At 41.2% G+C, this 24,976-nt stretch carries 21 protein-coding genes and 1 other annotated feature; of the genes, 19 read left to right on the top strand and 2 right to left on the bottom strand.

From position 1 onward, the window contains the following. Window positions 1-30: 30 nt before the first annotated feature. Window positions 31-546 (bottom strand): hypothetical protein, encoded by a 516-nt coding sequence (locus MHH31_RS12785; RefSeq protein ID WP_046527223.1) that lies wholly within the window; start codon window positions 544-546, stop codon window positions 31-33. Between the two features lie 1,050 nt (window positions 547-1,596). On the opposite strand from MHH31_RS12785, the gene MHH31_RS12780 reads away from it, so the two are divergent. The 7 genes from MHH31_RS12780 to MHH31_RS12750 all read left to right on the top strand — a co-directional run bounded on the left by MHH31_RS12780 (window position 1,597) and on the right by MHH31_RS12750 (window position 7,915). Continuing rightward, complete coding sequence (locus MHH31_RS12780; protein ID WP_342494864.1) at window positions 1,597-2,871, top strand: DUF1668 domain-containing protein; 1,275 nt, start codon at window positions 1,597-1,599, stop codon at window positions 2,869-2,871. Between the two features lie 254 nt (window positions 2,872-3,125). Beyond that, window positions 3,126-3,275 (top strand): teichoic acid D-Ala incorporation-associated protein DltX, encoded by a 150-nt coding sequence (locus tag MHH31_RS12775; RefSeq protein WP_024427820.1) that lies wholly within the window; start codon window positions 3,126-3,128, stop codon window positions 3,273-3,275. A 14-nt stretch (window positions 3,276-3,289) separates the two neighbouring features. Beyond that, the gene (gene dltA, locus MHH31_RS12770; RefSeq protein WP_342494863.1) at window positions 3,290-4,795 is read left to right on the top strand and encodes a D-alanine--poly(phosphoribitol) ligase subunit DltA; all 1,506 of its coding nucleotides are present in this window, start codon (window positions 3,290-3,292) and stop codon (window positions 4,793-4,795) included. Then, window positions 4,792-5,976 (top strand): D-alanyl-lipoteichoic acid biosynthesis protein DltB, encoded by a 1,185-nt coding sequence (gene dltB / locus MHH31_RS12765; protein WP_035391213.1) that lies wholly within the window; start codon window positions 4,792-4,794, stop codon window positions 5,974-5,976. Before dltA ends, dltB begins: the two co-directional genes overlap by 4 nt. A 21-nt stretch (window positions 5,977-5,997) precedes the next feature. Next, window positions 5,998-6,234, top strand: a complete 237-nt coding sequence (gene dltC / locus MHH31_RS12760) for a D-alanine--poly(phosphoribitol) ligase subunit 2 (protein WP_003216498.1) — start codon at window positions 5,998-6,000, stop codon at window positions 6,232-6,234. Continuing rightward, window positions 6,234-7,400: a D-alanyl-lipoteichoic acid biosynthesis protein DltD gene (gene dltD, locus MHH31_RS12755; protein ID WP_342494862.1), complete on the top strand. Its 1,167-nt coding sequence runs from the start codon at window positions 6,234-6,236 to the stop codon at window positions 7,398-7,400. The genes dltC and dltD overlap by 1 nt, the downstream gene beginning before the upstream one ends. 95 nt (window positions 7,401-7,495) lie before the next feature. Next, window positions 7,496-7,915, top strand: a complete 420-nt coding sequence (locus MHH31_RS12750; RefSeq protein WP_008342863.1) for a YkvA family protein — start codon at window positions 7,496-7,498, stop codon at window positions 7,913-7,915. Window positions 7,916-8,109: 194 nt separating this feature from the next. Here the strand turns inward: MHH31_RS12750 and MHH31_RS12745 are convergent, their stop codons facing one another. Continuing rightward, complete coding sequence (locus MHH31_RS12745) at window positions 8,110-9,153, bottom strand: lactonase family protein (protein ID WP_341017084.1); 1,044 nt, start codon at window positions 9,151-9,153, stop codon at window positions 8,110-8,112. A 431-nt stretch (window positions 9,154-9,584) separates the two neighbouring features. Here MHH31_RS12745 and ilvE point away from each other — a divergent pair, with 431 nt between their 5' ends. From ilvE to lonB, 12 genes are all read left to right on the top strand, one after another. Beyond that, a complete protein-coding gene (gene ilvE, locus MHH31_RS12740; RefSeq protein WP_047946273.1) occupies window positions 9,585-10,499 on the top strand; it encodes a branched-chain-amino-acid transaminase in 915 nt (304 codons plus the stop codon). 8 nt (window positions 10,500-10,507) lie between these two features. After that, window positions 10,508-10,755: a binding site (T-box leader), on the top strand. 122 nt (window positions 10,756-10,877) lie between these two features. Then, window positions 10,878-12,602, top strand: a complete 1,725-nt coding sequence (gene ilvB, locus MHH31_RS12735; protein WP_008342854.1) for an acetolactate synthase large subunit — start codon at window positions 10,878-10,880, stop codon at window positions 12,600-12,602. Then, window positions 12,599-13,117 (top strand): acetolactate synthase small subunit, encoded by a 519-nt coding sequence (gene ilvN / locus MHH31_RS12730; RefSeq protein WP_007501584.1) that lies wholly within the window; start codon window positions 12,599-12,601, stop codon window positions 13,115-13,117. The genes ilvB and ilvN overlap by 4 nt, the downstream gene beginning before the upstream one ends. 18 nt (window positions 13,118-13,135) lie before the next feature. Continuing rightward, the gene (gene ilvC / locus MHH31_RS12725) at window positions 13,136-14,164 is read left to right on the top strand and encodes a ketol-acid reductoisomerase (RefSeq protein WP_007501581.1); all 1,029 of its coding nucleotides are present in this window, start codon (window positions 13,136-13,138) and stop codon (window positions 14,162-14,164) included. Next, window positions 14,151-15,704 carry a 2-isopropylmalate synthase gene (locus MHH31_RS12720; protein ID WP_008342850.1) on the top strand — a complete coding sequence of 518 codons (1,554 nt, stop codon included), beginning with the start codon at window positions 14,151-14,153 and terminating at the stop codon, window positions 15,702-15,704. Before ilvC ends, MHH31_RS12720 begins: the two co-directional genes overlap by 14 nt. Before the next feature lie 18 nt (window positions 15,705-15,722). Further along, the gene (gene leuB, locus MHH31_RS12715; RefSeq protein ID WP_058336574.1) at window positions 15,723-16,820 is read left to right on the top strand and encodes a 3-isopropylmalate dehydrogenase; all 1,098 of its coding nucleotides are present in this window, start codon (window positions 15,723-15,725) and stop codon (window positions 16,818-16,820) included. Between the two features lie 42 nt (window positions 16,821-16,862). Next, window positions 16,863-18,278, top strand: a complete 1,416-nt coding sequence (gene leuC, locus MHH31_RS12710) for a 3-isopropylmalate dehydratase large subunit (protein WP_041090960.1) — start codon at window positions 16,863-16,865, stop codon at window positions 18,276-18,278. A gap of 15 nt (window positions 18,279-18,293) precedes the next feature. Continuing rightward, window positions 18,294-18,893 carry a 3-isopropylmalate dehydratase small subunit gene (leuD, locus tag MHH31_RS12705; RefSeq protein ID WP_008342843.1) on the top strand — a complete coding sequence of 200 codons (600 nt, stop codon included), beginning with the start codon at window positions 18,294-18,296 and terminating at the stop codon, window positions 18,891-18,893. 123 nt (window positions 18,894-19,016) lie between these two features. Beyond that, window positions 19,017-20,024, top strand: a complete 1,008-nt coding sequence (gene ddcA / locus MHH31_RS12700; RefSeq protein WP_342494861.1) for a DNA damage checkpoint antagonist DdcA — start codon at window positions 19,017-19,019, stop codon at window positions 20,022-20,024. Between the two features lie 240 nt (window positions 20,025-20,264). Then, entirely contained in the window at window positions 20,265-21,539 is a 1,275-nt protein-coding gene (gene tig / locus MHH31_RS12695) for a trigger factor (RefSeq protein WP_017358146.1), read from the top strand. Window positions 21,540-21,790: 251 nt separating this feature from the next. After that, window positions 21,791-23,056 (top strand): ATP-dependent protease ATP-binding subunit ClpX, encoded by a 1,266-nt coding sequence (gene clpX / locus MHH31_RS12690; RefSeq protein WP_017358145.1) that lies wholly within the window; start codon window positions 21,791-21,793, stop codon window positions 23,054-23,056. A 139-nt stretch (window positions 23,057-23,195) separates the two neighbouring features. Further along, window positions 23,196-24,857, top strand: coding sequence for an ATP-dependent protease LonB (lonB, locus tag MHH31_RS12685; RefSeq protein ID WP_007501566.1), 1,662 nt, complete (start codon window positions 23,196-23,198; stop codon window positions 24,855-24,857). Window positions 24,858-24,976: the final 119 nt, after the last annotated feature.

Here is a 24,976-nt window from a genome sequence, read left to right as displayed (position 1 = left end):
CCCTTCCATAATAATGAAGGGACTTTTTTGTTATTTAACACGATCGATGTTAGTATCTACTTCCGAGATCCATTTTTTTGTTGTGGTTGTTTTGTATTTACCATTAACATATATTTTTGTGGTTGCTTGGTATTCAGCTTTAGTATACTTCTTAAGCCATCTATACTTTTGTACTGCTTTTAATTTTATTTCACCTTTTGCCGAGACATAACCAGATACCATCCCAGCAAACGCAGCAGCTGCAGCAGGTCCAAGCTGTAAAGTTGCAGTTAAGTATCTTGTAATATGAAACATCCCATAGGTGGCAGCTGATGCAACTACATAAGAAGGTATAGTGTAATTAGATGAGAATTGTCCGTCCCATTTTGCTCGAGCTTCCAATTCATTGTTTAATAAGTTCTCATTAGTAACATATAGGGAAGGTTCATAGTTTATTTGATTTTTAGAAATCACTTCATTCTGCTGCGCCAATAAAGGAGTGCTGCTGACAGAAAGCATTAACACCAAAGACAAACTAACAAGAAACAAAGATCTAAAGATTTTCATCAACCTTCTTTCTGTAAAAAATGTAATTTATTTCATTATAATCAAAAAAGTGTTTTAATTCCAACTTTTATGTAATAAAATGTATATGATTTAAACAAAGGGGTGAGATGGCGGTGAAGCATTTTTTAACGGCAATCGTAGTAGCTATCATTGTGGGGATCATTGTTTATGTTGCAGATAATCGTTTAGGTATGTTTCCGTTGATGCTAATTTTAGCGGTTGCGATCTATATCGTAAGCAGGATTAGTGAATCATTGATAAAAAAATACTCCAAAGAAAATAGTTAATTACACAGCCCCTCCCACAGGAAGGGCGTTTTTAATGAACCTTCATTTTTTCTTCTCTTTATCTCATTCTAATACAACATTAATTAAGACAAGCTTCTTAACAGCCTTACGAATCTCCTGCTCAGTCACCGCAGAGATTAATGTTAAATAGAAAGAACATTCTTTCTCTAACTTAAAAAATTAAGGTGTATAGTAGAAGGAGAATATGAAATGAGTAAGGAGGAATTCTGGGGTGTACAAAATCAAATCAGTGATTGACAAGGGGAGCAGTTCTTTGGCTACAGAGTTGATACTGGAAAAGGGTATTTTATAGAAGAGCATGCTTTGAGATTTATACTTTCCGAACATGATTACATATATGATGCACTTGAAGAGAAATTTGAGAAATGTTATGAGGATACAAGAAGCTAGTTAGTCACGCGCTTTCAGGAGAAAGCTGATTTAGAGATCTTTTCTATTGGTATTGGGGACAGTGTGTGTATCCAAGCTTTTGAGGGCTGGATGAAAACGTGGAACTTGTTTGCCTTGTGACGGATTTTTTAATAACGGACTGAGAAAAAACCCATGAATCATGGGTTTTTTTGATGGAGGAATAGAAAAATATGAAATGATTCTAATGCGGAAGTCTGATTTTAGAAATTTATAGGCGCATTGGGGAAACAGTAAGTAAATAAGTAATAAATATATATAAGTAACAAAAACATGAAAAAAATAAATAACTATCCGATATTTGTTATGTAAACAAATTGAAGGAGTGGTTATCTTGAAAAAATGGCTTTTTATTTTCGTTTTGCTGTTGTCAGCATTATGTTATCCATTACAATCGATTAAAGCGGAAAATACAGATACTCTTGAATGGAAAGAACGGGCGGAGTTGCCAGATGCAAGAGTAGGAGCTGTAAGTGAAGTATATGATGGGAAAATCTATGTAATAGGTGGAACGGGTCCAAGTAAGGCATATTCTAATACTACTTTTGTATATGATCCGAAGTTAGATAAATGGTCAGAAAAAGCTGGTATGAAGACAGGCCGCATGGGTGCTGCCAGTGTAATTGTTGATGATCGTATATATGTAATGGGGGGGAGAACAGAACAAGGATTAACAAATAGCGTAGAAGTTTATAATATCAAAATGGATACTTGGGAAGATTCAGTAGAGCTCCCGTTTGAAAGAAAGGTATCTGCTTACAATTTATATGCAGGTGCCATTGATGGGAAGATCTATGTAGTTGGATACGATAGTGCATTAAAGGCAGATAGGTACAACAATACCTTTAGTTATGATTTGAAAACAAAAGAATGGACCAAAAAGAAAAAATTTAATTTTGAAGCTACTTCGGGAAATGCAGTGGTTGTGAAGAATAAGCTTTACATTTTATCTGGATCAGAGGTCTTAGTAAAAGGAATTTATGAATATGATCCTATAGTAGATCAATGGAGGGGAGTTAGTAGTGGTGGAGCTATTGCACCCTATTATTCTGCAGTCATGTATGAAAATTATATTATAAGAACGGGTGGAGTTTCTAGAGTTACACTCTATGATTTAGAAACTAAGACATCAAAAACTATACCTAACACTTCTGCACCTTATCGAATGGGACATGTATCCGCACTTGTTAATGATACGCTCTATGTAATTGGAGGAGTTGAACAAAGTTCAAGTGCCCCAACTAACGCTAGAGCAAATTTCAAATCTAATTTATCTATCTCATTAAAGAGTCTTAAAAACACTGAAACTGAACCACCTGGCGACAAAGACCCAGAACCAACCACACCACCAAAAGACGATACAACAGATGAAGACGGCGATGCTCTCCTCATCATCACAATGGTCAATGGTTTGCAAAAAGAGTATGACCTCTCCGTGAAAGAAGTCAACGCTTTCCTATCCTGGTACAAAAAGCGAGATGCCGGCGAAGGTCCTGGGTTTTATGAAATTGACGAGCATGACAACAACAAAGGTCCTTTTGAAAGTAAAAAGGACTATGTGGTATTCAACAACATTCTCATGTTCGAGGTCAATAAATATAAGAAGTAATTGATATCAAAGCCATCTAGTCAAACTAGGTGGCTTTTGCGTTTGTTCGACAGTTTTCACCAATTTTAAGGCAAATTTAAGCTTCCATTTCATTTCAATTACATTAAATCTTTGTTACAATAAGACAGCTTTGCCTGAAGACACGTTCATACTTTGGACATCTTTTTTTCATCAATTCTTAAAATTTTTATGTTTTGATATGAAACTCTTTTGATGATCCATGCGTCTTTATAAGTGTCAAAAGAAAAGAGGTTATCAATATGCTATTCAAAAAGCTATCAGAAAATAAGTCTGTAAAATGGATAGGATATACAAGCTTTTACTTACTTATTTTGCTATTATTGTTCTTTATTTACGGATTCCATACAGCAAATACGGGATCATTCATTTACAACGATTTTTAATTGGAGATTAAACTATGAAACTATTACACACGATTCATGAATACCAACAAACGAAACCGACACAGCCAGCATTTGTTTCTCAACATGCTTCGATCACATATGATGAGCTTTGGCGTCTATCAGACCAAATGGCTGGTGCGATCGATGCTGTCGCAACTGACAGTGCACCTGTCATTGTATACGGTCATATGGAGCCAGAGATGCTGATTTCTTTCTTAGGTACTGTGAAATCAGGCAGACCTTATATTCCGGTCGACATCTCAATACCTGTCGAGCGCATCGTCTCAATCATTGAAAGCTCAAAAGCAAGTCTATTGATATGTGCAAATGAGCAGAATGTATTAGATGTAGAAGAACACATTGAAGTGAAGAGTGCGGCATCGCTTTTAGCACTTGAAAAAGAAGCACCGCCATCCACGCAGTGGGTTCAACAAGATGATGTTTTCTACATTATTTATACGTCTGGCAGTACCGGGAAACCGAAAGGCGTTCAGGTAACAGCCAGCAATTTAGAAAGCTTTACAGGATGGATGTGCCGCGATTTCCCAATTGGTGAGGGGCGCACGTTCTTAAATCAAGCACCATTTTCTTTTGACTTATCAGTGATGGATTTGTATCCAGCGCTTCAATCAGGCGGCACGCTTTACTGTTTAGTGAAAGATCTTGTGAATAAGCCGAAGGATATGTTTGCAGCACTTGGTCAATCTGACGTTGAAGTGTGGACATCAACACCTTCTTTTGTGCAAATGTGTTTAATGGACCCTTCCTTTACAGGGGAGCTATTACCAAAGCTAAACGTTTTCCTTTTCTGCGGTGAGGCGCTTCCTGTCTCTGTAGCAAGTGCGCTTCTTGAGCGTTTTCCTAAGGCGCAGGTCTTTAATACGTATGGTCCAACTGAAGCAACTGTTGCGATTACATCGATTGAAGTCACGCAGGAGATTCTTGATCAGCACGATTCTTTACCAGTGGGTTATGCCAAACCGGATACAGATATCGTCATATTAGATGAAGAAGGCAAGACACTCCCTGATGGGGAAAAAGGGGAAATTGTCATCGTGGGGCCAAGCGTCACGAGAGGCTACTTAGGTGAACAAGCCTTAACGGATAAAGTGTTCTTTGAATACGAAGGACGCCCTGCTTACCGCACCGGTGACGCAGGTGTGGCGCAGGATGGTTTGATTACGTGCCACGGTCGTCTGGACTATCAAATTAAGCTACATGGATACCGGATGGAGCTTGAAGAAATTGAATATCATGTGAGCGAGACAACGTATGTCAATGCTTGTGTGATTGTGCCATTCCAGCCAAACGGGCATGTGGAGTACTTAATTGCAGCAATTGTCCCAACTGAGCATTCCTTTGAAAAAGAATATCAGCTGACAAGTGCGATTAAGAAAGAAATGGCGGATTCACTTCCTGCGTACATGATTCCAAGAAAGTTTGTCTACCTTGAGCAGCTGTACATGACGCCAAACGGGAAGGTTGACCGTAAAAGAATCGCGAAAGAGGTTCTTCTATGATTCCGTTTAGTTCATTCTTTTTCTTCATTCTAATTGGTATTCTTCTTTTGCCGACGATGATTCTTGGTCTTCGCGGCAAAAGAATGCAGGGCTACAACATGTTTGCAACGGTTGTGGCACTCGCGCTTATTTTCTCAAAGGATGCACATGGCGCTTTGTTGCTGTTCTTGTTTACAGTGTGGCAAGTCTTGATCATCCGCCTATACCTTGCGTACCGGCTGAAGGCGAACCGTGCGTCTGTCTTCTATATGGCAGTGGTGGCATCGATTTTGCCGCTTGTACTATCAAAGATTTTACCGTTCTTTTTAACTCATCAGCCGCATCAACCGCCGCCAATGAACTGGCTGAGCTTTTTGGGGATCTCGTACTTAACATTTAAAGGTGTTCAGTTAATTATCGAGACGAGAGACGGCTTGATTAAAAAGAAAATTCCGATTCACCGTTTGGTCTATTTCATCGTCTTTTTCCCGACGATTTCATCAGGTCCAATCGATCGTTATCGCCGGTTTGAAAAGGATATGGATACACCGCCTGAAAAAGAAGCGTACAGTGACCTTCTATATGCAGGGATTCATAAAATTTTTATTGGGTTCTTATATAAGTTCATTATTGGTTATCTCATTCACACATATATTCTCATGAATATTCATCACATTAGTAGCAGTCACTTTGTTCAACAGTTAACGTATATGTATGCGTACAGTATGTATTTGTTCTTTGACTTTGCTGGATATACAGCATTTGCTGTAGGTGTGAGTTATATCATGGGTATTAAATCACCAGAAAACTTTAATAAACCGTTTATCAGCCGTAATATTAAAGACTTCTGGAATCGCTGGCACATGTCGCTATCCTTCTGGTTCAGAGATTATGTGTTTATGAGATTTGTGTTCTTTATGACAAAGAAGAAGTGGATCAAGAACCGAATGGCTGTATCAAATATTGGGTACTTTGTCCTCTTTCTATTGATGGGTGCTTGGCATGGTCTCGCCCTTCAATACATTATTTACGGACTATACCATGCAGTTGTGATGTCCGGTTACAATTTATTTGAGAAGTGGAATAAAAAGCACAAGTGGTGGCCGGATAATAAGGTCACAATGGTTGTGTCGATCATTATTACATTCCATGTGATTTGTTTCGGATTTTATATTTTTTCAGGAAAACCATTTCATCATTAATGATTAAGGGAGTAGAAAATTATGGAATTTAAAAATCAAGTATACGGTATTATTGCAGAGGTTTGTCAGGACGACGTTGTGAAAGAAAATCCAGAGATTGCAATTTTTGACGAAGGTCTTCTAGATTCATTTGGTACAGTAGAACTACTTATGGCAATTGAAAGTCAACTTGGAATTACTGTTCCGATTACAGAGTTTGATCGTGATGTGTGGGATACACCGAATCACATTGCTGAGCAGCTGGCAGAGATGAAGTAATGAAAAAGCGTTTTTTTGGGCCGCTTATTTTAGCGGCTGTTCTATTCATTGGTGTTCTTCTTGTACCAAATGCATGGCTCTCACATCTGATCCCAAAAGACAAATTACAAAAGTCAGCCACAGAATTAGATCCAGGGATGTTCCAAGGGCTTTATTTACAAGATGAAATGCTAAAAGATCCAACTTATTTGCCGATCTATGGATCTTCTGAACTATCCCGTTTTGATCCATATCACCCTTCGAATTTCTTTCATGAAAATCCTCAAGGGTTTACACCTTATCTTGTTGGAAAAGGTGGATCGCAATCATTAATTCATGCCATGAACTTTGCAGCGCATATGAATGAATTAAAAGGGAAAAAGCTTGTGTTTATCGTGTCCCCGCAGTGGTTTGTCAAAGGGGGATCAGACGAGAATCACTTTGCTCCTAACTATTCAGCGCTTCAGGCGCTTGATCTTGCTTATAATAAAGAAATTGATCCAGCTGTGAAAAAAAAGTTCATCAAAAGGATCATGAAGTTTAAGGCAGTAAAGAACGACATGGTCATCACAGAGCTTTTTAAAGCAGAGCTTTCTGGGAACAAATTCGCTTATGGCGCGATTTCTCCTATTGCAAAAATGTATTATGGCATGCTTCAAAAGAAAGACATGTACTATACGATCGGGTCTGGGCATGAGCGCAAGCATCGTCCGTCTCCTTCAGTGAAAGGGAAAACATGGACTGAGCTTGAAAAAGAAGCGAGCGTCTTAGGATCCGAAAAAGCAGGGGACAACCCGTTTTATATTGATCAGAGACTGTTTGATCGTAAGCTGAAGCCGATCATGAAAAAGATGAAGGATTCTCGTCGTGACAATTCTTATGCAGCATCACCTGAATATAAAGATTTCCAAATCATGCTGGATATTTTAAAACAGGCAGGGGCGAAGCCTTTATTCGTGACGATTCCCGTCAACGGAAAATGGTATGATTACACTGGTTTTCCGAAAGAGGGACGTACAGATTATTATCAAAAAATCAATCGTCAAATTCGGGATAATGGGTATGAAGTCGCAGATTTGACTTCGCATGAGTATGACCCATATTTCTTTAAGGACACGATTCATGTGTCGTATAAAGGATGGGTATACATCGATAAGGCGATCGAAAAGTTTTACAAAGAGCAGTAGATTGCAGCAGCTTTCTGCTGCTTTTTGTTTGTCGAATGAGTGGATTTCTTGTATAAATAAGGTGGAAGGGCTATGCTGAATATGGAGGCGATACGATGAATCGTTCTGAGAAAAAAGAACTATTAAAGCGTTCAAAGAAGCATTTTAATGATCATGCCTTTTGGGAAAAGTTAAAAAAGACGGCACAAAAAGCTGGAGTTTCTCTTGTCTATGCTGTGTTATTACTTTATTATACATTGCAAAAACCCGAAGTACCGGTTAAAGCGAAGACCCTCATCATTGGGGCGCTAGGGTACTTTATCCTTCCGATTGACCTGATCCCTGATACATTGGTGGGGATCGGCTACACAGATGATCTAGGCGCCATCACATTTGCTCTGCTTCAAGTCGCGATGTACATTGATGACGATGTCAAAGGGAAAGCGAAAGACAGGCTTGGAAAATGGTTCGGTGAAAAAAGCGATACGTCTTTCATTGATCAAAAGCTTGAAGATGGCGGTATGCCGTCTGCTTAAAGAAAAGCCTCCTAAACGGTGGCTTCAGTGTGTAGACAAACTCTCGCATTCTTTGTCAGTCCTGCGCTCCGGTGCTCGTTCTTCCTAGACTTCAAGGGTTTTCAACTACGCTGAAAAAAGACAAAGGGCTAAAATAAAGTTCATTTTAGCCCTTTGTCAACAATCTATAGCCTCCTAAACGGAGGTTTTTTTCATTATCCTAAAAATTTCACGCAAACCGGATGCGGAACGGTGATGTCTGATTGTAAGACAGTGAGTCGACCGGTTTCTTTGTCACGTTTGTATAACACAAGATTACTAGATTCTTGGTTTGAGCCGACGAGAAATTCTTCTGTTGGATCAAGGACAAAGTCTCTAGGCCAATTTCCTTCAGATGAAGCAATTTCAACGAGGCTTAGTTTGCCGTCATGATCTGCTTTGAAAATGGCAATGCTGTCATGTCCACGATTTCCTGCATACACAAAGTGACCGTCAGAAGACACATGAATGGCGCTGCCTTGATTATTCTCTGTGAAGTCATTAGGAATGGTTGCGATCGTTTGGATCTCTTCGAAATGACCATCTTCAAAGTAACGAAGTACAATGACCTCTGAGCTGAGCTCTGTCATCACATAGGCCACAGGTTTCGTTGGGTGGAATGTGATATGACGAGGGCCGCTTCCTGGTTTTGTTTCAAATGTATGGGTAAGCTCAAGTTTGCTGTTTTCTTTCTTATACGTATAAATTCCGTCTGTGCCAAGGTCAACAGCTACTGCAAATTGTTCATCAGGTGTCAAACCCATAAAGTGAGTGTGCGGTTTTTCTTGACGGTCTTCGTTTGGTCCAGTGCCTTCATGCTGCGCCTGTGACAGCGTGCGAATCACTGAGCCGTTTTCAGCATCAATTTCGTACATCTCTGCTGTTCCTTTATGATAGTTTGCTGTAAACGCTGTTTTCGTTTGGCTGTCCACGCTGACGTGACAAGGAGAAGCCCCATCGGCAAGCTCTTGGTTGATGAAACGAAGTGCGCCGGTGTCGGCATCAATTTGATACGCAGCAAGACCGCCCTGTGCTCCTTCTTTCACAACAGCATACACAAACTTTTGAGAATCTGAGACAGTTAAATATGTAGGATTTTCAAGTTCTGCAGCCACTTCTACTTGTTCAATCTGCTGCTTGTCCGTATTTAAAGTAAAAGAATAGATTCCTTTGCTGTCTCCCTTTGTATACGTTCCGATATAACCTCTGATGTTAGCCATGTATTGCCCTCCTTCTATTAGATGCTCTCATTCTATCATAAATTCATAGGAAAACGCTTTAGAAAGGCATGCTGAAGGAAAAAACAACGCAATGAAATCTCACAATATTCTTCAAAAACCGTGTGAAAAAATATCACAAAAGCTTGTTCAAAAGAAAACAGTTCATGTAGAGTAAATAAATTGAAGAAAAAATACAAAAAATTTTAAGTTTTTTCATTCCTTGTCTAGCAAAGGTGTAAGCGTATACATTTTATTTTGATTAGTCTAAATTGTCTAATAATTTTAAAAATGCTGTTGACACTGTATGGAAAGCGGCGTAAGATGGGTTCAACAAAAGCAAACAGACACGCAGAGTAAGCGTGAGACACTTCAATATAAAGTGTCTGAAAATTCAACTACTTTTTGTTTGAAAGAGAGGGTGCTCACTGAAGATGGAAGACCAAAAGGAACAGTGGATCTTTTTAAACGATGAACTCGTGAAAAAAGAGGATGCGAAAATTTCAGTTTATGATCATGGCTTCTTATATGGTGACGGTGTGTTCGAAGGAATACGTGTATATAACGGAAATATCTTTCGAATGAAAGAACATTTAGACCGCCTGTATGATTCCGCTAGATCCATTATGCTGAACATTCCATATTCACTTGAGGAGCTCACTGAAAAAATGATTCATACAGTTGAAAGGAACGGCCTAAAAGATGCCTATATCCGCCTTGTTGTCTCAAGAGGAGCCGGTGATCTTGGCTTAGATCCAAACAACTGTGGGAGAGCCAACACAGTGATCATTGTAGAGCCGCTGGCCATCTTTCCAAAGCACCTATATGAAACAGGTATTGATATTGTGACAGTACCAACGAGGCGAAATCGTCCTGACGTACTAAGTCCAAAAGTGAAATCATTAAACTATTTGAATAACATCCTTGTCCGAATCGAAGCCCATATGGCCGGTGTGAGTGAAGCGCTGATGCTGAACGATCAAGGGTACGTGGCAGAAGGTTCTGCAGACAATGTGTTTATTTATAAAAAAGGTAAGCTCTATACACCGCCAGGTTATATCGGCGCTCTTGAAGGCATCACAAGAAATGCCATCATGGAAATCGCAGAAGACTTAGGCTACGAAGTGAAAGAAGAACCTTTCACAAGACATGATGTGTATACAGCTGAAGAAGTCTTCCTGACAGGAACCGCTGCCGAAGTCATCGCTGTTGTAAAAGTTGACGGCCGTATCATTGGCGAAGGAAAGCCAGGGTTCCACACACAAAAACTTCTTGAACAATTCCGCAAACGAGTCGTTGAAGAAGGAGAAAAAGTAGTCTTTACCGATGAAAACATTCACGCAAGCTAAATAGATATCGATAAACGTTGAAGAGGACTAGTAGCTTTAGAGTCAGTATCTACAGAGAGCCGGTGCTAGCTGGAAACCGGTGTTACTTTCTAAAGTGAACTCACCTCTGAGTGTCTGCTTGAAATGATAGTAGGGCAGACCGAGTGACATTGCATCACTCGTTACCAAAATGGATGAAAGATGTCCATGAGACGGCAGCATGATTTGCCGTGAACAAGGGTGGTACCGCGAAAAACAAAGCTTTTTCGCCCCTTTGACCTAGTGAAAAGTAGTGTCATTGTGGGGTGAGAAGGCTTTTTTATATGGTCTCATATCTCTATCTTGAATGGAAAAGGGTGAAAGGACTTGACTGAAGCAAGACAAAGAGGAGGAAATCAAATGGGGACAAATGTACAAATGGAGACGGAAAAATCAAATGCACCACAAACGATGAACGGTGCACTCATGTTAATTGAAGCACTCAAAAGAGAAAAAGTAGAAGTCATTTTTGGTTATCCTGGCGGAGCCGTTTTACCGATCTACGATAAAATTTACGATTCTGGTTTATTTCATGTCCTGCCAAGACATGAGCAAGGAGCGATTCACGCAGCGGAGGGATACGCAAGAGTATCTGGTAAACCAGGCGTTGTTATTGCCACATCAGGACCGGGGGCAACCAACCTAGTCACAGGAATTGCGGATGCGATGATTGATTCACTACCTATGGTTATCTTCACTGGACAGGTGGCAACCTCAGTCATTGGATCAGATGCTTTCCAAGAAGCAGATGTACTTGGTATCACAATGCCAATCACAAAACACAGCTATCAAGTGAGACGCCCAGAAGAGTTACCGGGTGTCATTAAAGAGGCATTTCACATCGCAACAACCGGCAGACCTGGTCCAGTCTTGATTGATATTCCAAAAGATGTCGCTGGCATTGAAGGGACATTTGAATACGATCAGCCAATCGATTTGCCAGGTTATCAGCCGAAAATTGAGCCGAATTATTTGCAAATTCGCAAGTTAGTAGAAGCTGTAAGCAGAGCAAAGAAACCAGTTATTCTAGCAGGAGCTGGCGTTCTTCACGGCAAAGCGTCGGAAGAATTAAGGCAATATGTAGAGCAGCAGCAAATCCCTGTCGCTCATACATTGCTTGGGCTTGGTGGATTCCCAGCAAAGCACCCTCTTTTCCTAGGAATGGCGGGTATGCACGGCACATATGCAGCGAACATGGCACTACATCAATGTGACTTACTCATTTCAATCGGAGCGAGATTTGATGACAGGGTAACCGGCAACCTCAATCATTTTGCAAAGCATGCGAAGGTGGCTCATATTGACATCGACCCAGCGGAAATTGGTAAAAACATTCACACCCATATCCCAGTTGTTGGTGACAGTAAGCTAGTGCTTCAAGAACTGATCAAGCAGGACGGGAAACAAGGTGAATCAGACGAGTGGAAGAGCCAGCTAAATCAGTGGAAGGAAGAATATCCACTCTGGTATGTCGAAAACGAAGCTGAAGGCTTTAAGCCTCAAAAGCTGATCGAATACATTCATCAATTTACAAAAGGTGAAGCCATTGTGGCAACTGATGTCGGACAGCACCAAATGTGGGCTGCACAGTTCTATCCATTCGAAAATGCCGATAAATGGGTGACATCTGGTGGGCTTGGCACAATGGGATTTGGTTTACCGGCAGCGATTGGCGCGCAGCTAGCTGATCAAGAGGCAACGGTTGTAGCGATTTTAGGAGACGGAGGTTTCCAAATGACCCTGCAAGAACTTGCCGTTATCCGTGAGCTGAACCTTCCAGTGAAAGTGATTGTTCTCAATAATCACAGTCTTGGAATGGTAAGACAATGGCAAGAAATTTTTTACGAAGAACGCTACTCGCATTCTAAATTTTCAGAGCAGCCAGACTTCGTGAAATTATCTGAAGCTTATGGCATTAAAGGGATCAGAATCTCATCAGACGAAGAGGCGCAAGAAAAGCTAGAAGAAGCATTAACGTCTAGAGAGCCTGTTTTCATCGATGTCAATGTAGCGAGAGATGAGAAAGTATTCCCGATGGTAGCACCGGGGAAAGGACTTCATGAGATGGTGGGGGTGAAACCTTGAAAAGAATTATTGTGTTGACTGTATTAAATCGATCAGGCGTACTGAACAGAATCACAGGCCTTTTTACCAAAAGACACTACAACATTGAAAGCATTACGGTCGGCCATTCTGAGATTCAAGATGTATCACGCATCACGTTCGTCGTCCATGTAGACCAGGAGAAAGACATCGAACAGCTGACAAAACAGCTGAACAAACAAATCGATGTCCTCAAAGTAACGGATATTACAAACCAATCAATCGTTCAGCGAGAGCTGGCTTTGATAAAAGTCGTATCTGCACCAGCATCTAGAATGGAGATCACGGGGGTCATTGAACCGTTTAGGGCTTCTATTGTAGATGTGAGCAGAGAAAGTGTCGTCATTCAGGTGACAGGTGAGTCTTCAAAAATTGAAGCACTCATTGAATTACTTAAGCCATACGGCATTAAAGAAGTCGCCAGAACTGGCACCACGGCCTTTGCGAGAGATAATCAGCAAAAGCCGCAAACAAATAAAACAATTTCAATTGTCTAAACAAAAGGAGAGAGTCAAATGGTAAAAGTATATTATAACGGTGATATTCAAGAAAACGTATTAAACGGTCAAAAGGTAGCTATCATTGGTTACGGATCACAAGGTCATGCACATGCATTGAACTTAAAAGAGAGCGGCGTAGATGTCATTGTCGGCGTAAGAAAAGGCGGATCTTATACAAAAGCACAAGAAGACGGTCATCAAGTATTCACAGTAAAAGAAGCAGCAGCCCAAGCAGATGTCGTCATGGTATTACTTCCAGATGAGCAGCAAAAGAAAGTATATGATGAAGAAATCAAAGATCAATTAGAAGCAGGGAATTCACTTGTATTCGCACACGGATTCAACGTTCACTTCCATCAAATTGTTCCGCCAAGTGACGTAGATGTGTATCTTGTGGCTCCAAAAGGTCCAGGACATCTTGTAAGAAGAACATATGAGCAAGGCGCTGGTGTACCTGCACTATTTGCTATCTATCAAGATGTATCAGGTCAAGCGAAAGACAAAGCACTTGCTTATGCAAAAGCAATCGGCGGAGCAAGAGCGGGCGTTCTTGAAACAACATTTAAAGAAGAAACAGAAACGGATCTATTCGGTGAGCAGGCAGTTCTTTGTGGAGGTCTTACTTCATTAGTAAAAGCAGGTTTTGAAACATTAACAGAAGCTGGTTATCAGCCGGAGCTTGCATACTTCGAGTGTCTGCATGAACTGAAATTGATCGTTGACCTTATGTATGAAGAAGGATTAGAAGGTATGAGATATTCCATCTCTGATACAGCGCAGTGGGGTGACTTCGTATCAGGACCACGCGTTGTGGATGCAAAAGTAAAAGAATCAATGAAAGCAGTCTTGACTGACATCCAAAACGGAACATTCGCGAAAGAATGGATTGTTGAAAACCAAGTGAATCGTCCACGTTTCAATGCGATCAATGCAAATGAAAATGAGCACCAAATTGAAATCGTCGGAAGAAAGCTTCGTGAAATGATGCCTTTCGTTAAACAAGGAAAGAAAAAGGAAGCGGTGAGCGTCGGTGCGAAAAATTAATTTTTTTGACACAACACTTCGAGATGGAGAGCAATCACCAGGAGTGAACTTAAATGCACAAGAAAAGCTAATCATTGCTAAGCAGCTTGAGCGCCTTGGGGTTAATATCATTGAAGCGGGTTTTCCCGCTTCATCCCGAGGGGATTTCTTAGGCGTACAAGAAATTGCAAGAACGATTAAGAACTGTTCAGTTGCAGGACTTGCACGATGTGTGAAAGGTGACATTGATGCTGCATGGGACGCATTAAAAGATGGAGCTCAACCAAGAATACACGTCTTTATTGCGACTTCTGACATTCACCTCAAGCATAAGCTAAAGAAAACACGTGAAGAAGTGGTTGAACAAGCTGTTTCAATGGTGAAATACGCGAAAGAGCGCTTCCCAGTTGTTCAGTGGTCAGCAGAAGATGCATGCCGGACAGATCTTTCTTTCCTAGCAGAAATTGTAGAAAAAGTGATCGACGCAGGCGCAAGTGTCATTAACTTGCCTGACACTGTTGGATACCTAGCACCAAAAGAGTACGGAAATATCTTTAAATATATGAAGGAACACGTTCCAAATATCGATCAAGTCATATTGTCAGCACACTGTCATGATGATTTAGGAATGGCTGTAGCGAACTCACTTGCTGCCATTGAAAATGGAGCAGATCAAATTGAAACAGCTGTCAACGGTATTGGAGAGCGCGCAGGAAATGCTGCTTTAGAAGAAATTGCAGTTGCCCTTCATATTCGCAAAGACTTTTACCAAGTCGAATCAACCATTCAGTTGAATGAAATTAAGCGCACAAGTGATGTAGTGAGCAAATACTCAGGTATGATTGTACCGCGTAATAAAGCAGTCGTTGGAAACAATGCATTTGCCCATGAATCAGGTATTCACCAAGATGGATTCCTCAAAGAAAAAACAACCTATGAAATTATCTCTCCAGAGCTTGTAGGCGTCACAACAGATGTGCTTGTCCTTGGTAAACACTCCGGAAGACACGCGTTTAAAGACCGCTTAAAAACACTCGGCTTTAAATTGACTGAAGAAGAAATCAATAAGTTCTTCGAAACGTTTAAGAACTTAACAGAGAAGAAGAAAGAAATCACAGATGATGATTTAATCTCTATTATATTAGAAGAAAAAGTAGCAGACCGTAAAATTGGCTATGAATTTGAAAGTCTTCAAGTTCACTATGGGACAGAGCAAATGCCGACAGCAACAGTCTCTCTTAAAAATCAAGAAACGCAGGAAGTCATTCAAGAAGCAGCTACAGGTGCAGGCAGTGTAGAAGCTGTGTACAACACGCTTGAGCGCTGTATGGAGGAAAGAATTCATTTGCTAGATTATCGTATTCAATCCAATGGAAAAGGCAGAGACGCACTAGCGGAAGTATATGTCACTGTTTCAATAGAAGGAAAAGAAACAGCAGGACGCGGTGTAGCGCAAGATGTGCTGGAAGCATCGGCTAAAGCTTACGTCAATGCAGTGAATAGACATTTAATCTTTAAATCAAACCTAATAGAAATTGAGAAACATCACGCCATCTCATAAGAAAGGAGGAAGGGACTCATGAAAAAGAAAATTGCACTTTTGCCCGGCGATGGAATCGGACCGGAAGTCGTCACATCAGCCGTCGCTGTCCTGAAAGAGACAGCGGCTCAATTTCAACACGAATTTGAATTCGAAACAGCTCTCATTGGCGGTATAGCGATAGATGAAAAAAACAATCCGCTCCCTAAAGAAACAGTAGAAGTGTGCAAAAGCGCAGATGCGATTTTATTAGGAGCCGTTGGCGGACCGAAGTGGGATCAAAACCCGCCAGAACTTCGCCCAGAAAAAGGCTTGCTCTCCATTCGCAAGCAGCTGGACTTATTTGCGAACATCCGCCCTGTCAAAGTATTTGATAGCTTGAGTGAGGCTTCACCGTTAAAACAAGATCACATTAGCGGAGTAGATTTCGTCATCGTTCGTGAATTAACTGGAGGCCTCTACTTTGGCGAACCAAGTGAGCGCTACACGGATGATGAAGGAAAAGAAGCTGCGGTTGATACACTTCTTTATACAAAGGAAGAGATTGTTCGTGTATTAAAAGAAGCGTTCGACATGGCGTTAACGAGACGGAAAAAAGTAACGTCTGTGGATAAAGCAAATGTTCTCGCTTCGAGTAAACTATGGCGGGATGCGGTAGAAGAAGTTGCATCCCAGTATCCAGATGTCGCATATGAGCACATGCTCGTCGATAATGCCGCGATGCAGCTGATTTATAAGCCCGCTCAATTTGATGTCATCGTGACAGAGAATATGTTTGGTGACATTTTAAGTGACGAAGCATCTATGATTACTGGCTCACTCGGCATGCTGCCATCTGCTAGTTTATCAAGCACCGGCCTTCATTTATATGAGCCGATTCATGGTTCAGCACCCGATATTGCGGGGCAAAATGTCGCAAACCCTCTGGCTACTATATTGTCAGCAGCCAGCTTGCTTAGAACATCCTTTGCTCTAGAAGAAGAAGCGGCTGCAATTGAAGCAGCTGTGGAAGCCGTTCTTGCCTCTGGCAAACGAACAAAGGACCTAGCAGCAAAAGAGGGAACGTATGAAACGACTGATGATATCACGAAAGCCGTTGTAGATGCACTCAAACAACGTACGAAAACCATTGTATAAATAGAAATCTTGTTGAATTAGGTAGAGGGAGGAAAAAGGGTTATGCCTCGAACAATCATCGAAAAAATATGGGATCAGCATGTTGTCAAAAATGGCGAGGGAAAACCAGACCTTTTATATATTGATCTGCACTTGGTGCATGAGGTGACGTCACCTCAAGCATTTGAAGGATTAAGACAAAAAGGGCGCAAGGTGCGAAGACCACAAAACACATTTGCGACGATGGATCATAACATTCCGACTGTGAATCGATTTGTGATCAAAGATGAGATTGCGAAGAAGCAAGTCAGTGCTCTAGAGCGCAACTGTGCTGAATTCGGGGTCCGTCTAGCTGACCTTCACAGTGTAGACCAAGGAATCGTTCATGTCGTTGGACCAGAGCTTGGTTTAACACTTCCGGGTAAAACAATCGTGTGTGGAGATAGTCATACATCTACTCATGGCGCATTTGGTGCACTTGCCTTTGGGATTGGCACAAGTGAGGTTGAGCATGTGCTTTCCACACAAACACTTTGGCAGCAGCGTCCGAAGACACTAGAAATTAGAGTAGACGGAACGCTTCAAAAAGGGGTAACAGCCAAAGATGTCATTTTAGCAGTCATTGGCGCGCATGGCGTGAAGTTCGGTTCAGGTTATGTCATTGAATACACTGGGGAAGTATTCAGAAACATGTCAATGGATGAGCGGATGACCGTTTGTAATATGTCAATTGAAGCAGGCGCAAGAGCAGGATTGATCGCACCGGATGAAGTGACCTTTGAATATTGCCGCGGACGCAAATACGCACCGCAGGGTGAAGATTTCGAAGCAGCGATCAAAGAATGGAAAGAATTAAGAACAGATCCGGGTGCGACCTATGATAAAACCATTGTTTTAGATGGAAATCATATTTCACCAATGGTCACGTGGGGAATTAACCCAGGAATGGTGCTCCCTGTGGATGCAGCAATTCCAGGACCTGAAGATTTTGCACAAGAAGATGACCAAAAAGAAGCAAAACGTGCTTATGAATACATGGGGGTTCACCCGCATCAGCGTATTGAAGATATTACGATTGAGCATGTGTTTATTGGCTCATGTACGAACTCAAGAATGACTGATTTACGCCAAGCCGCTTCTATGATTGAAGGACAAAAAGTAGCTGATCATGTCAGAGCGATTGTGGTTCCTGGCTCACAAAGTGTCAAACTGCAAGCAGAAGAAGAAGGTCTTCATAAAATTTTCCTAGAAGCAGGATTTGAATGGAGAGAATCTGGCTGTAGTATGTGCCTCAGTATGAATAACGATGTGGTGCCAGAAGGTGAACGCTGTGCATCTACATCAAACCGTAACTTTGAGGGACGTCAAGGGAAGGGTGCAAGAACGCATCTTGTCAGCCCGGCAATGGCTGCAATGGCTGCCATACATGGCCGATTTGTCGATGTCAGGAAGTTTAATCAAGAGAAAACAGTCGTGTAAGGAGTTGTGTCATAGATGGAGCCTTTAGTCACTCATAAAGGAAAAGCCGCTGTGCTTAACCGTATAAATGTAGATACAGATCAAATCATTCCGAAACAATTTTTGAAAAGAATCGAACGAACAGGATATGGCCGATTTGCCTTTTTTGACTGGCGATATTTGGCAGATGGTAGTCCGAATCCAGATTTTGAACTCAATCAGCCGATTTATGAAGGAGCCTCTATTTTGATCGCAGGCGAAAACTTTGGCTGCGGATCATCAAGGGAACATGCGCCTTGGGCACTTGATGATTATGGATTCAAAATTGTCATTGCCCCATCTTTCGCCGATATTTTTCATCAAAACTGTTTTAAAAACGGGATGCTTCCAATTCGTCTTGATTATGATGTGTGGAAAACGTTTGCTGCATCATATGAAAACAAAGGATATGAAATGACAGTTGATCTGGAAAAACAACAGATTCAAGACCATGAAGGGAATGTTACTCCTTTCGATGTAGATCCACACTGGAGAGAAATGCTCCTGAATGGCTATGATGAGATTTCATTAACATTGTTACTAGAAGATGAGATTCAAGCATTTGAAGAAAAACGTAGCAGCTGGCTGCGTGCATAAACAACGAGAAGCCGTCCCCGTGGTGTGACGGCTTCTTTTTTGCATGAAAACCTCTCGTTACTTGTGTTTACTAACCTTCGTTGGTAAACTGATAAAAAATATGCGCCCGAAAGGAACGTAAGCATGAAACATGACAAGAAGAAAGATAATGTCATTTTGTTTCCTGGTCTGAAAGAAAGACTGATTGAAAAAGGAATGGCAGCATTAAAAGATAAACAGTATCAAGAGGCGCTTCACTTATTTTCAGAAGCGAAATCGTATGATGACGATGAAGAATCCGATATTCATCTCGGTATGGCGATTTGTTTTCTAGAGCTTGGTGAGCTGCAGGATGCAAAGCGAGTCTGTGAAAAGATGCTACATGAAGGATATGGCCACTATTTCACTGTGCTTCAAGTATATATGACCATCTTAATTCAGCTGAAAGAGTACGAGGAAGTCAAACAAACAATTGAGGCAGTCCTTGAAGAAAATCACCTTCCAGCAGAAAGCGCGGAGCATTTTTATAAGCTGCTTGAATTTAGCAGAAAGATGATTGAATCACCAGAAGAGATTTTAGACGAAGACGAGGAAGGCAGCGGAGAAATCAATATAGATGAAATGCTCGAGCGGCCAGAAGAGCAGGTGCAGTTCATCCATTCGCTGAAAGACCGAAACATCACGCCGCATATGGGTCTATTAAATACGATCCTACAAAAGCCTGATGGAAACCCTTTGGTCAAATCATTGATCCTGCAACTTCTGTCAGATCATGATGTGGCAAAGCCGGTTCATGTGACAAAGTTCGGTGATTCTTTAACGCTTGTTCCTTCTGAGGCTGTCAAGCCAGAGCAAATGACACTGCTTCAGCAAGTCCTTCGAAAGCTCGATGACACACTCGGCAATGAGAACCCAACCCTTTACCAAGGAGTTGAAGAGTTATGGCGCCGGCACTTATTTGTGCTATATCCATTTCTTCCTAAATATACGGATCCGAGTCTTTGGGCTGCGGCACTTCATAAAGTCGGCTATGAAATGCATGGAATCGAGATTGACCTCGAAGAATTGCATTTATTGTATGATTTTAACGAACGAGAGCTGAGAGAAGCTTGTACAATGCTGAAAGATATTGAAGAAATTTCTTATTTGTAATTTGTCGATTTAGTTGAAAGACGGACTTGTTATGTTATAATATAATGGTTGTATTTGTGCATATATCGTGCGGTTGTAAGATTCCAACGGTTGAAAGACGTTATGTATAATCAAGTCAAATGTTGTATACATAAGACCGCTTCTTTAGCGGAGTGCGTGGTTTTTGATTGGACGAAGTCTTTATGATGCTTTAGAATGTAACAACGCACAATCTGAATAGATTTTTGGAGGGAAACACACATGTCAGTAAAATGGGAAAAACAAGAAGGTAACGAAGGTGTCTTAACAGTAGAAGTTGACGCTGAAACATTTAACAAAGCACTTGATGATGCATTTAAGAAAGTAGTTAAGCAAGTATCAATCCCTGGATTCCGTAAAGGGAAAGTACCACGTGGTCTTTTCGAGCAGCGTTTTGGAGTAGAATCTCTTTATCAAGATGCACTAGATATTCTTCTTCCAGTTGAATATCCGAAAGCAATCGACGAAGCTGGTATCGAGCCGGTTGACCGCCCTGAAATCGATGTTGAGAAAATCGAAAAAGGCGAAAGCTTAATCTTCACTGCAAAAGTAACAGTGAAGCCAGAAGTAAAACTTGGTGACTACAAAGGTCTTAACGTTGAAAAAGACGACACATCTGTATCTGATGAAGATGTCCAAGAAGAGTTAAAAGCTATGCAAAACCGTCAAGCTGAGCTTGTTGTCAAAGAAGAAGGCGCAATCGAAAACGGCGATACAGTTGTTCTAGATTTCGAAGGATTCGTTGATGGAGAAGCATTCGAAGGCGGAAAAGCTGAGAACTACTCTCTTGAAGTAGGTTCTGGTTCATTCATCCCTGGTTTCGAAGAGCAATTGGTTGGTCTTGAAGCAGGTGCAGAAAAAGACGTTGAAGTGACATTCCCAGAAGAATATCATGCTGAAGACCTTGCAGGTAAACCAGCTGTATTCAAAGTAAAAATTCATGAAATTAAAGCAAAAGAACTTCCAGCACTTGACGATGAGTTCGCTAAAGATGTTGATGAAGAAGTTGAAACGATTGCTGAATTAACTGAAAAAACGAAGAAACGTCTTGAAGAAGCAAAAGAAAACGAAGCAGAAGGCAAACTTCGTGAAGAGCTAGTAGCAAAAGCTTCTGAAAATGCGGAAGTTGACGTTCCTCAAGCGATGGTTGACACTGAGTTAGACCGCATGATGAAAGAATTCGAACAACGTCTTCAAATGCAAGGGATGAACCTTGAGCTTTACTTCCAGTTCTCTGGACAAGATGAAGATGCGCTAAAAGAGCAAATGAAAGAAGATGCTGCTAAACGCGTAAAATCTAATCTTACTCTTGAAGCAATTGCTGCTGCAGAAGACCTACAAGTGTCTGATGAAGAAGTGGAAGAAGAACTTTCAAAAATGGCTGAAGCATACAACATGCCAGTTGAAAATATCAAACAAGCGATCGGTTCTACTGAAGCAATGAAAGAAGATTTAAAAGTTCGTAAAGCAATTGATTTTCTTGTAGAAAACCGTTAATATGGTGCATAATAATAAAACAGGGCGCGAGTGACTCGTGCCTTGTTTTGTACAATTTTTGACTTATCATCGCTTCTTTTGGAAACGATAGTGTAAGTCGCATCTTTCTGTCATACATATCTCAATGTGCAGTGTTACAAACACATCATTACCGTCTTTTAGGAAAGTATGGTAAAATGCATACATACTGGACCCAGAAGGGTAGCTGACTGTTAGCTACAGGCAAGTGAAGAAGAATAAGGGGTGAAAGAATGTTTAAATTCAACGAGGAAAAAGGTCAATTAAAATGCTCGTTTTGCGGAAAAACGCAAGATCAAGTGCGTAAACTGGTCGCAGGACCTGGCGTATATATATGTGATGAATGTATCGAGCTTTGCACGGAAATAGTTGAAGAAGAGCTCGGTACTGAGGAAGAAGTTGAATTCAAGGATGTTCCGAAACCTCATGAAATCCGGGAAATTCTTGATGAATATGTCATCGGACAAGAGAATGCGAAGAAATCCTTAGCTGTAGCGGTTTATAACCATTACAAGCGGATTAATTCCAACAGTAAGATTGATGATGTTGAGCTTTCGAAAAGTAACATTTCTATGATTGGACCTACAGGAAGCGGTAAAACATTACTTGCTCAAACGCTTGCACGTATTTTAAATGTTCCATTTGCGATTGCAGATGCGACGTCTTTAACAGAAGCAGGTTACGTCGGGGAAGACGTAGAGAATATTTTACTAAAGCTGATTCAAGCAGCAGATTATGATGTAGAAAAAGCTGAAAAAGGCATTATCTACATCGATGAGATCGATAAAGTAGCAAGAAAATCAGAAAACCCTTCTATCACTCGTGATGTATCTGGGGAAGGTGTACAGCAAGCCCTTTTGAAAATTCTTGAAGGAACAGTCGCTAGTGTACCGCCTCAAGGTGGACGTAAGCATCCTCATCAAGAATTCATTCAAATTGATACAACAAATATCCTCTTCATTTGTGGTGGAGCCTTTGACGGCATTGAGCAAATCATCAAACGCCGCCTAGGTCAAAAAGTCATTGGATTCGGTGCGGAAAATAAAATTGAAGATCTTGAAAAAGAAGTCCTTCTATCAAAAGTTCTGCCAGAAGACTTACTTCGCTTCGGTTTAATCCCAGAATTCATCGGTCGTCTTCCGGTTATTGCAAGCCTAGAGCCGTTAGATGAAAAAGCACTTGTAGAAATCTTGACGAAGCCTAAAAATGCGCTCGTTAAGCAATATACAAAAATGCTTGAGCTTGATGATGTTGAGCTTGAGTTTGAAGAAGATGCTCTTAGCGAAATTGCGAAAAAAGCAATTGAGCGTAAAACAGGAGCTCGTGGTCTTCGCTCCATCATTGAAGGCATCATGCTTGATGTGATGTTTGATCTTCCATCTCGTGATGATATTGAGAAATGTGTCATTACTGGTGAAACGGTTGCTGATGGTGAGCCGCCACGTCTTGTCTTAAAAGACGGTACAGTCGTGAATAAAGATACAAAAACATCAGCATAAGCCCATTTGAATGACTCCTGAATCTTTTGATTCAGGAGTTTTTTATTTATCGTGGAAGTTGTGTTTATTCCGTCCAGCTCTAGGAAATACTAGCAGACAGAAACCAATACATAACGATAGATGAAGGAGGGAGCACCGATTGAGCTGGACAGGAATCGTATTATTCATACAACTGTTCTTTGGTATCGTCATCGGGTTGTACTTTTGGAACTTACTGAAAAATCAGCGCACACAAAAGGTGACGATCGATAAAGAATCGAAGAAAGAAATGGAAGCACTCAGAAAGATGCGATCCATTAAACTGAGTGAACCTTTATCAGAGAGAGTCCGGCCAAAGGGGTTTCAAGATATTGTAGGGCAGGAAGACGGTATACGTGCACTTAAAGCTGCCCTGTGTGGACCGAACCCGCAACATGTCATCGTCTACGGGCCGCCTGGTGTTGGAAAAACAGCTGCTGCCCGTCTAGTGATGGAAGAGGCGAAGCGTCACGCTGATTCACCATTTAAAAAAGATGCAGTATTTGTTGAGCTTGATGCCACAACGGCAAGATTTGATGAACGAGGCATCGCAGACCCCTTGATTGGTTCCGTACATGATCCCATTTATCAAGGAGCAGGGGCCATGGGACAGGCAGGCATTCCGCAGCCGAAACAAGGAGCCGTCACACATGCTCATGGCGGCGTTCTCTTTATCGATGAAATTGGAGAACTGCATCCGATTCAAATGAACAAAATGCTCAAAGTGCTAGAAGATCGAAAAGTGTTTTTAGATAGTGCTTATTACAGTGAAGAAAATACGCAAATTCCGAATCACATCCATGATATTTTTCAAAATGGGTTGCCCGCTGATTTTCGACTGATTGGCGCCACGACAAGAACACCGGACGAAATTCCGCCGGCTATTCGATCAAGATGTTTGGAGATTTTCTTCAAGGATTTGGATCAGCATGAGCTGAAAATTGTTGCAGCTAAAGCAGTCGAGAAAATACAGAAGGAATTAAGTGACGAAGGACTGAACCTGTTAACATCCTATGTGAAAAATGGACGTGAAGCGGTCAACATGGTACAGATTGCCGCAGGTATGGCTGTCACTGAAAACCGAAAGGATATTACGATTGCCGATGTAGAATGGGTCATTCATTCAAGCCAGCTGACACCAAGATATGAACAAAAAGTACCGGAAAAGCCAAAGGTAGGAGTAGTAAATGGTCTTGCCGTGTATGGACCGAATAGCGGGGCTCTGCTTGAAATTGAAGTGAACATTTGTAAAGCGCTTGAAAAAGGCAGTATCAATATTACTGGTATTGCGGAAGAAGAAAGCATCGGCAATCAGTCGAAATCAATCAGACGGAAGAGTATGGCGAAGGGCTCAGTTGAAAATGTCTTAACCGTGCTTCGAAACTTGGGCATACGAACAAATGAATATGATATCCACATTAATTTTCCGGCTGGTGCCCCGATTGATGGACCATCTGCTGGAATTGCGATGGCCACAGCCATTTTCTCAGCCATTCATCAAATCCCGATTGATCATTTAACGGCGATGACCGGTGAGATTGGATTACAAGGTCAGGTGAAGCCGATCGGCGGTGTCATACCAAAAATCAAGGCAGCCAAACAAGCGGGTGTCAAAACAGTGATCATCCCTTATGACAATCAGCAGTCGATCTTAAAAGAGATTGAAGGGGTTACGATTGTGCCTGTGAAGCACTTCCAAGAAGTGCTGGATCAGTGTTTGGTCAATCCGCCAGATGAGAAGAAAGATGGACTAGAAGAAGAAATGAAAAGGAAATCTGTTTAATCCCCATCTCATATGGGGATTTTTTAGTGAAATAGATCTTTTTTTCTTTTTCAAGATAAAAAGAAAGGGTATACTACGGTAAGATCATCATTTCTCAAGTCTTTTACATTGTACAAGAC

It is taken from the genome of Bacillus sp. FSL K6-1033 (assembly GCF_038630765.1).
GTDB classification, from domain to species: Bacteria; Bacillota; Bacilli; order Bacillales; family Bacillaceae; genus Bacillus; species Bacillus altitudinis.
This window is presented reverse-complemented; position numbering and strand designations above follow the sequence as displayed.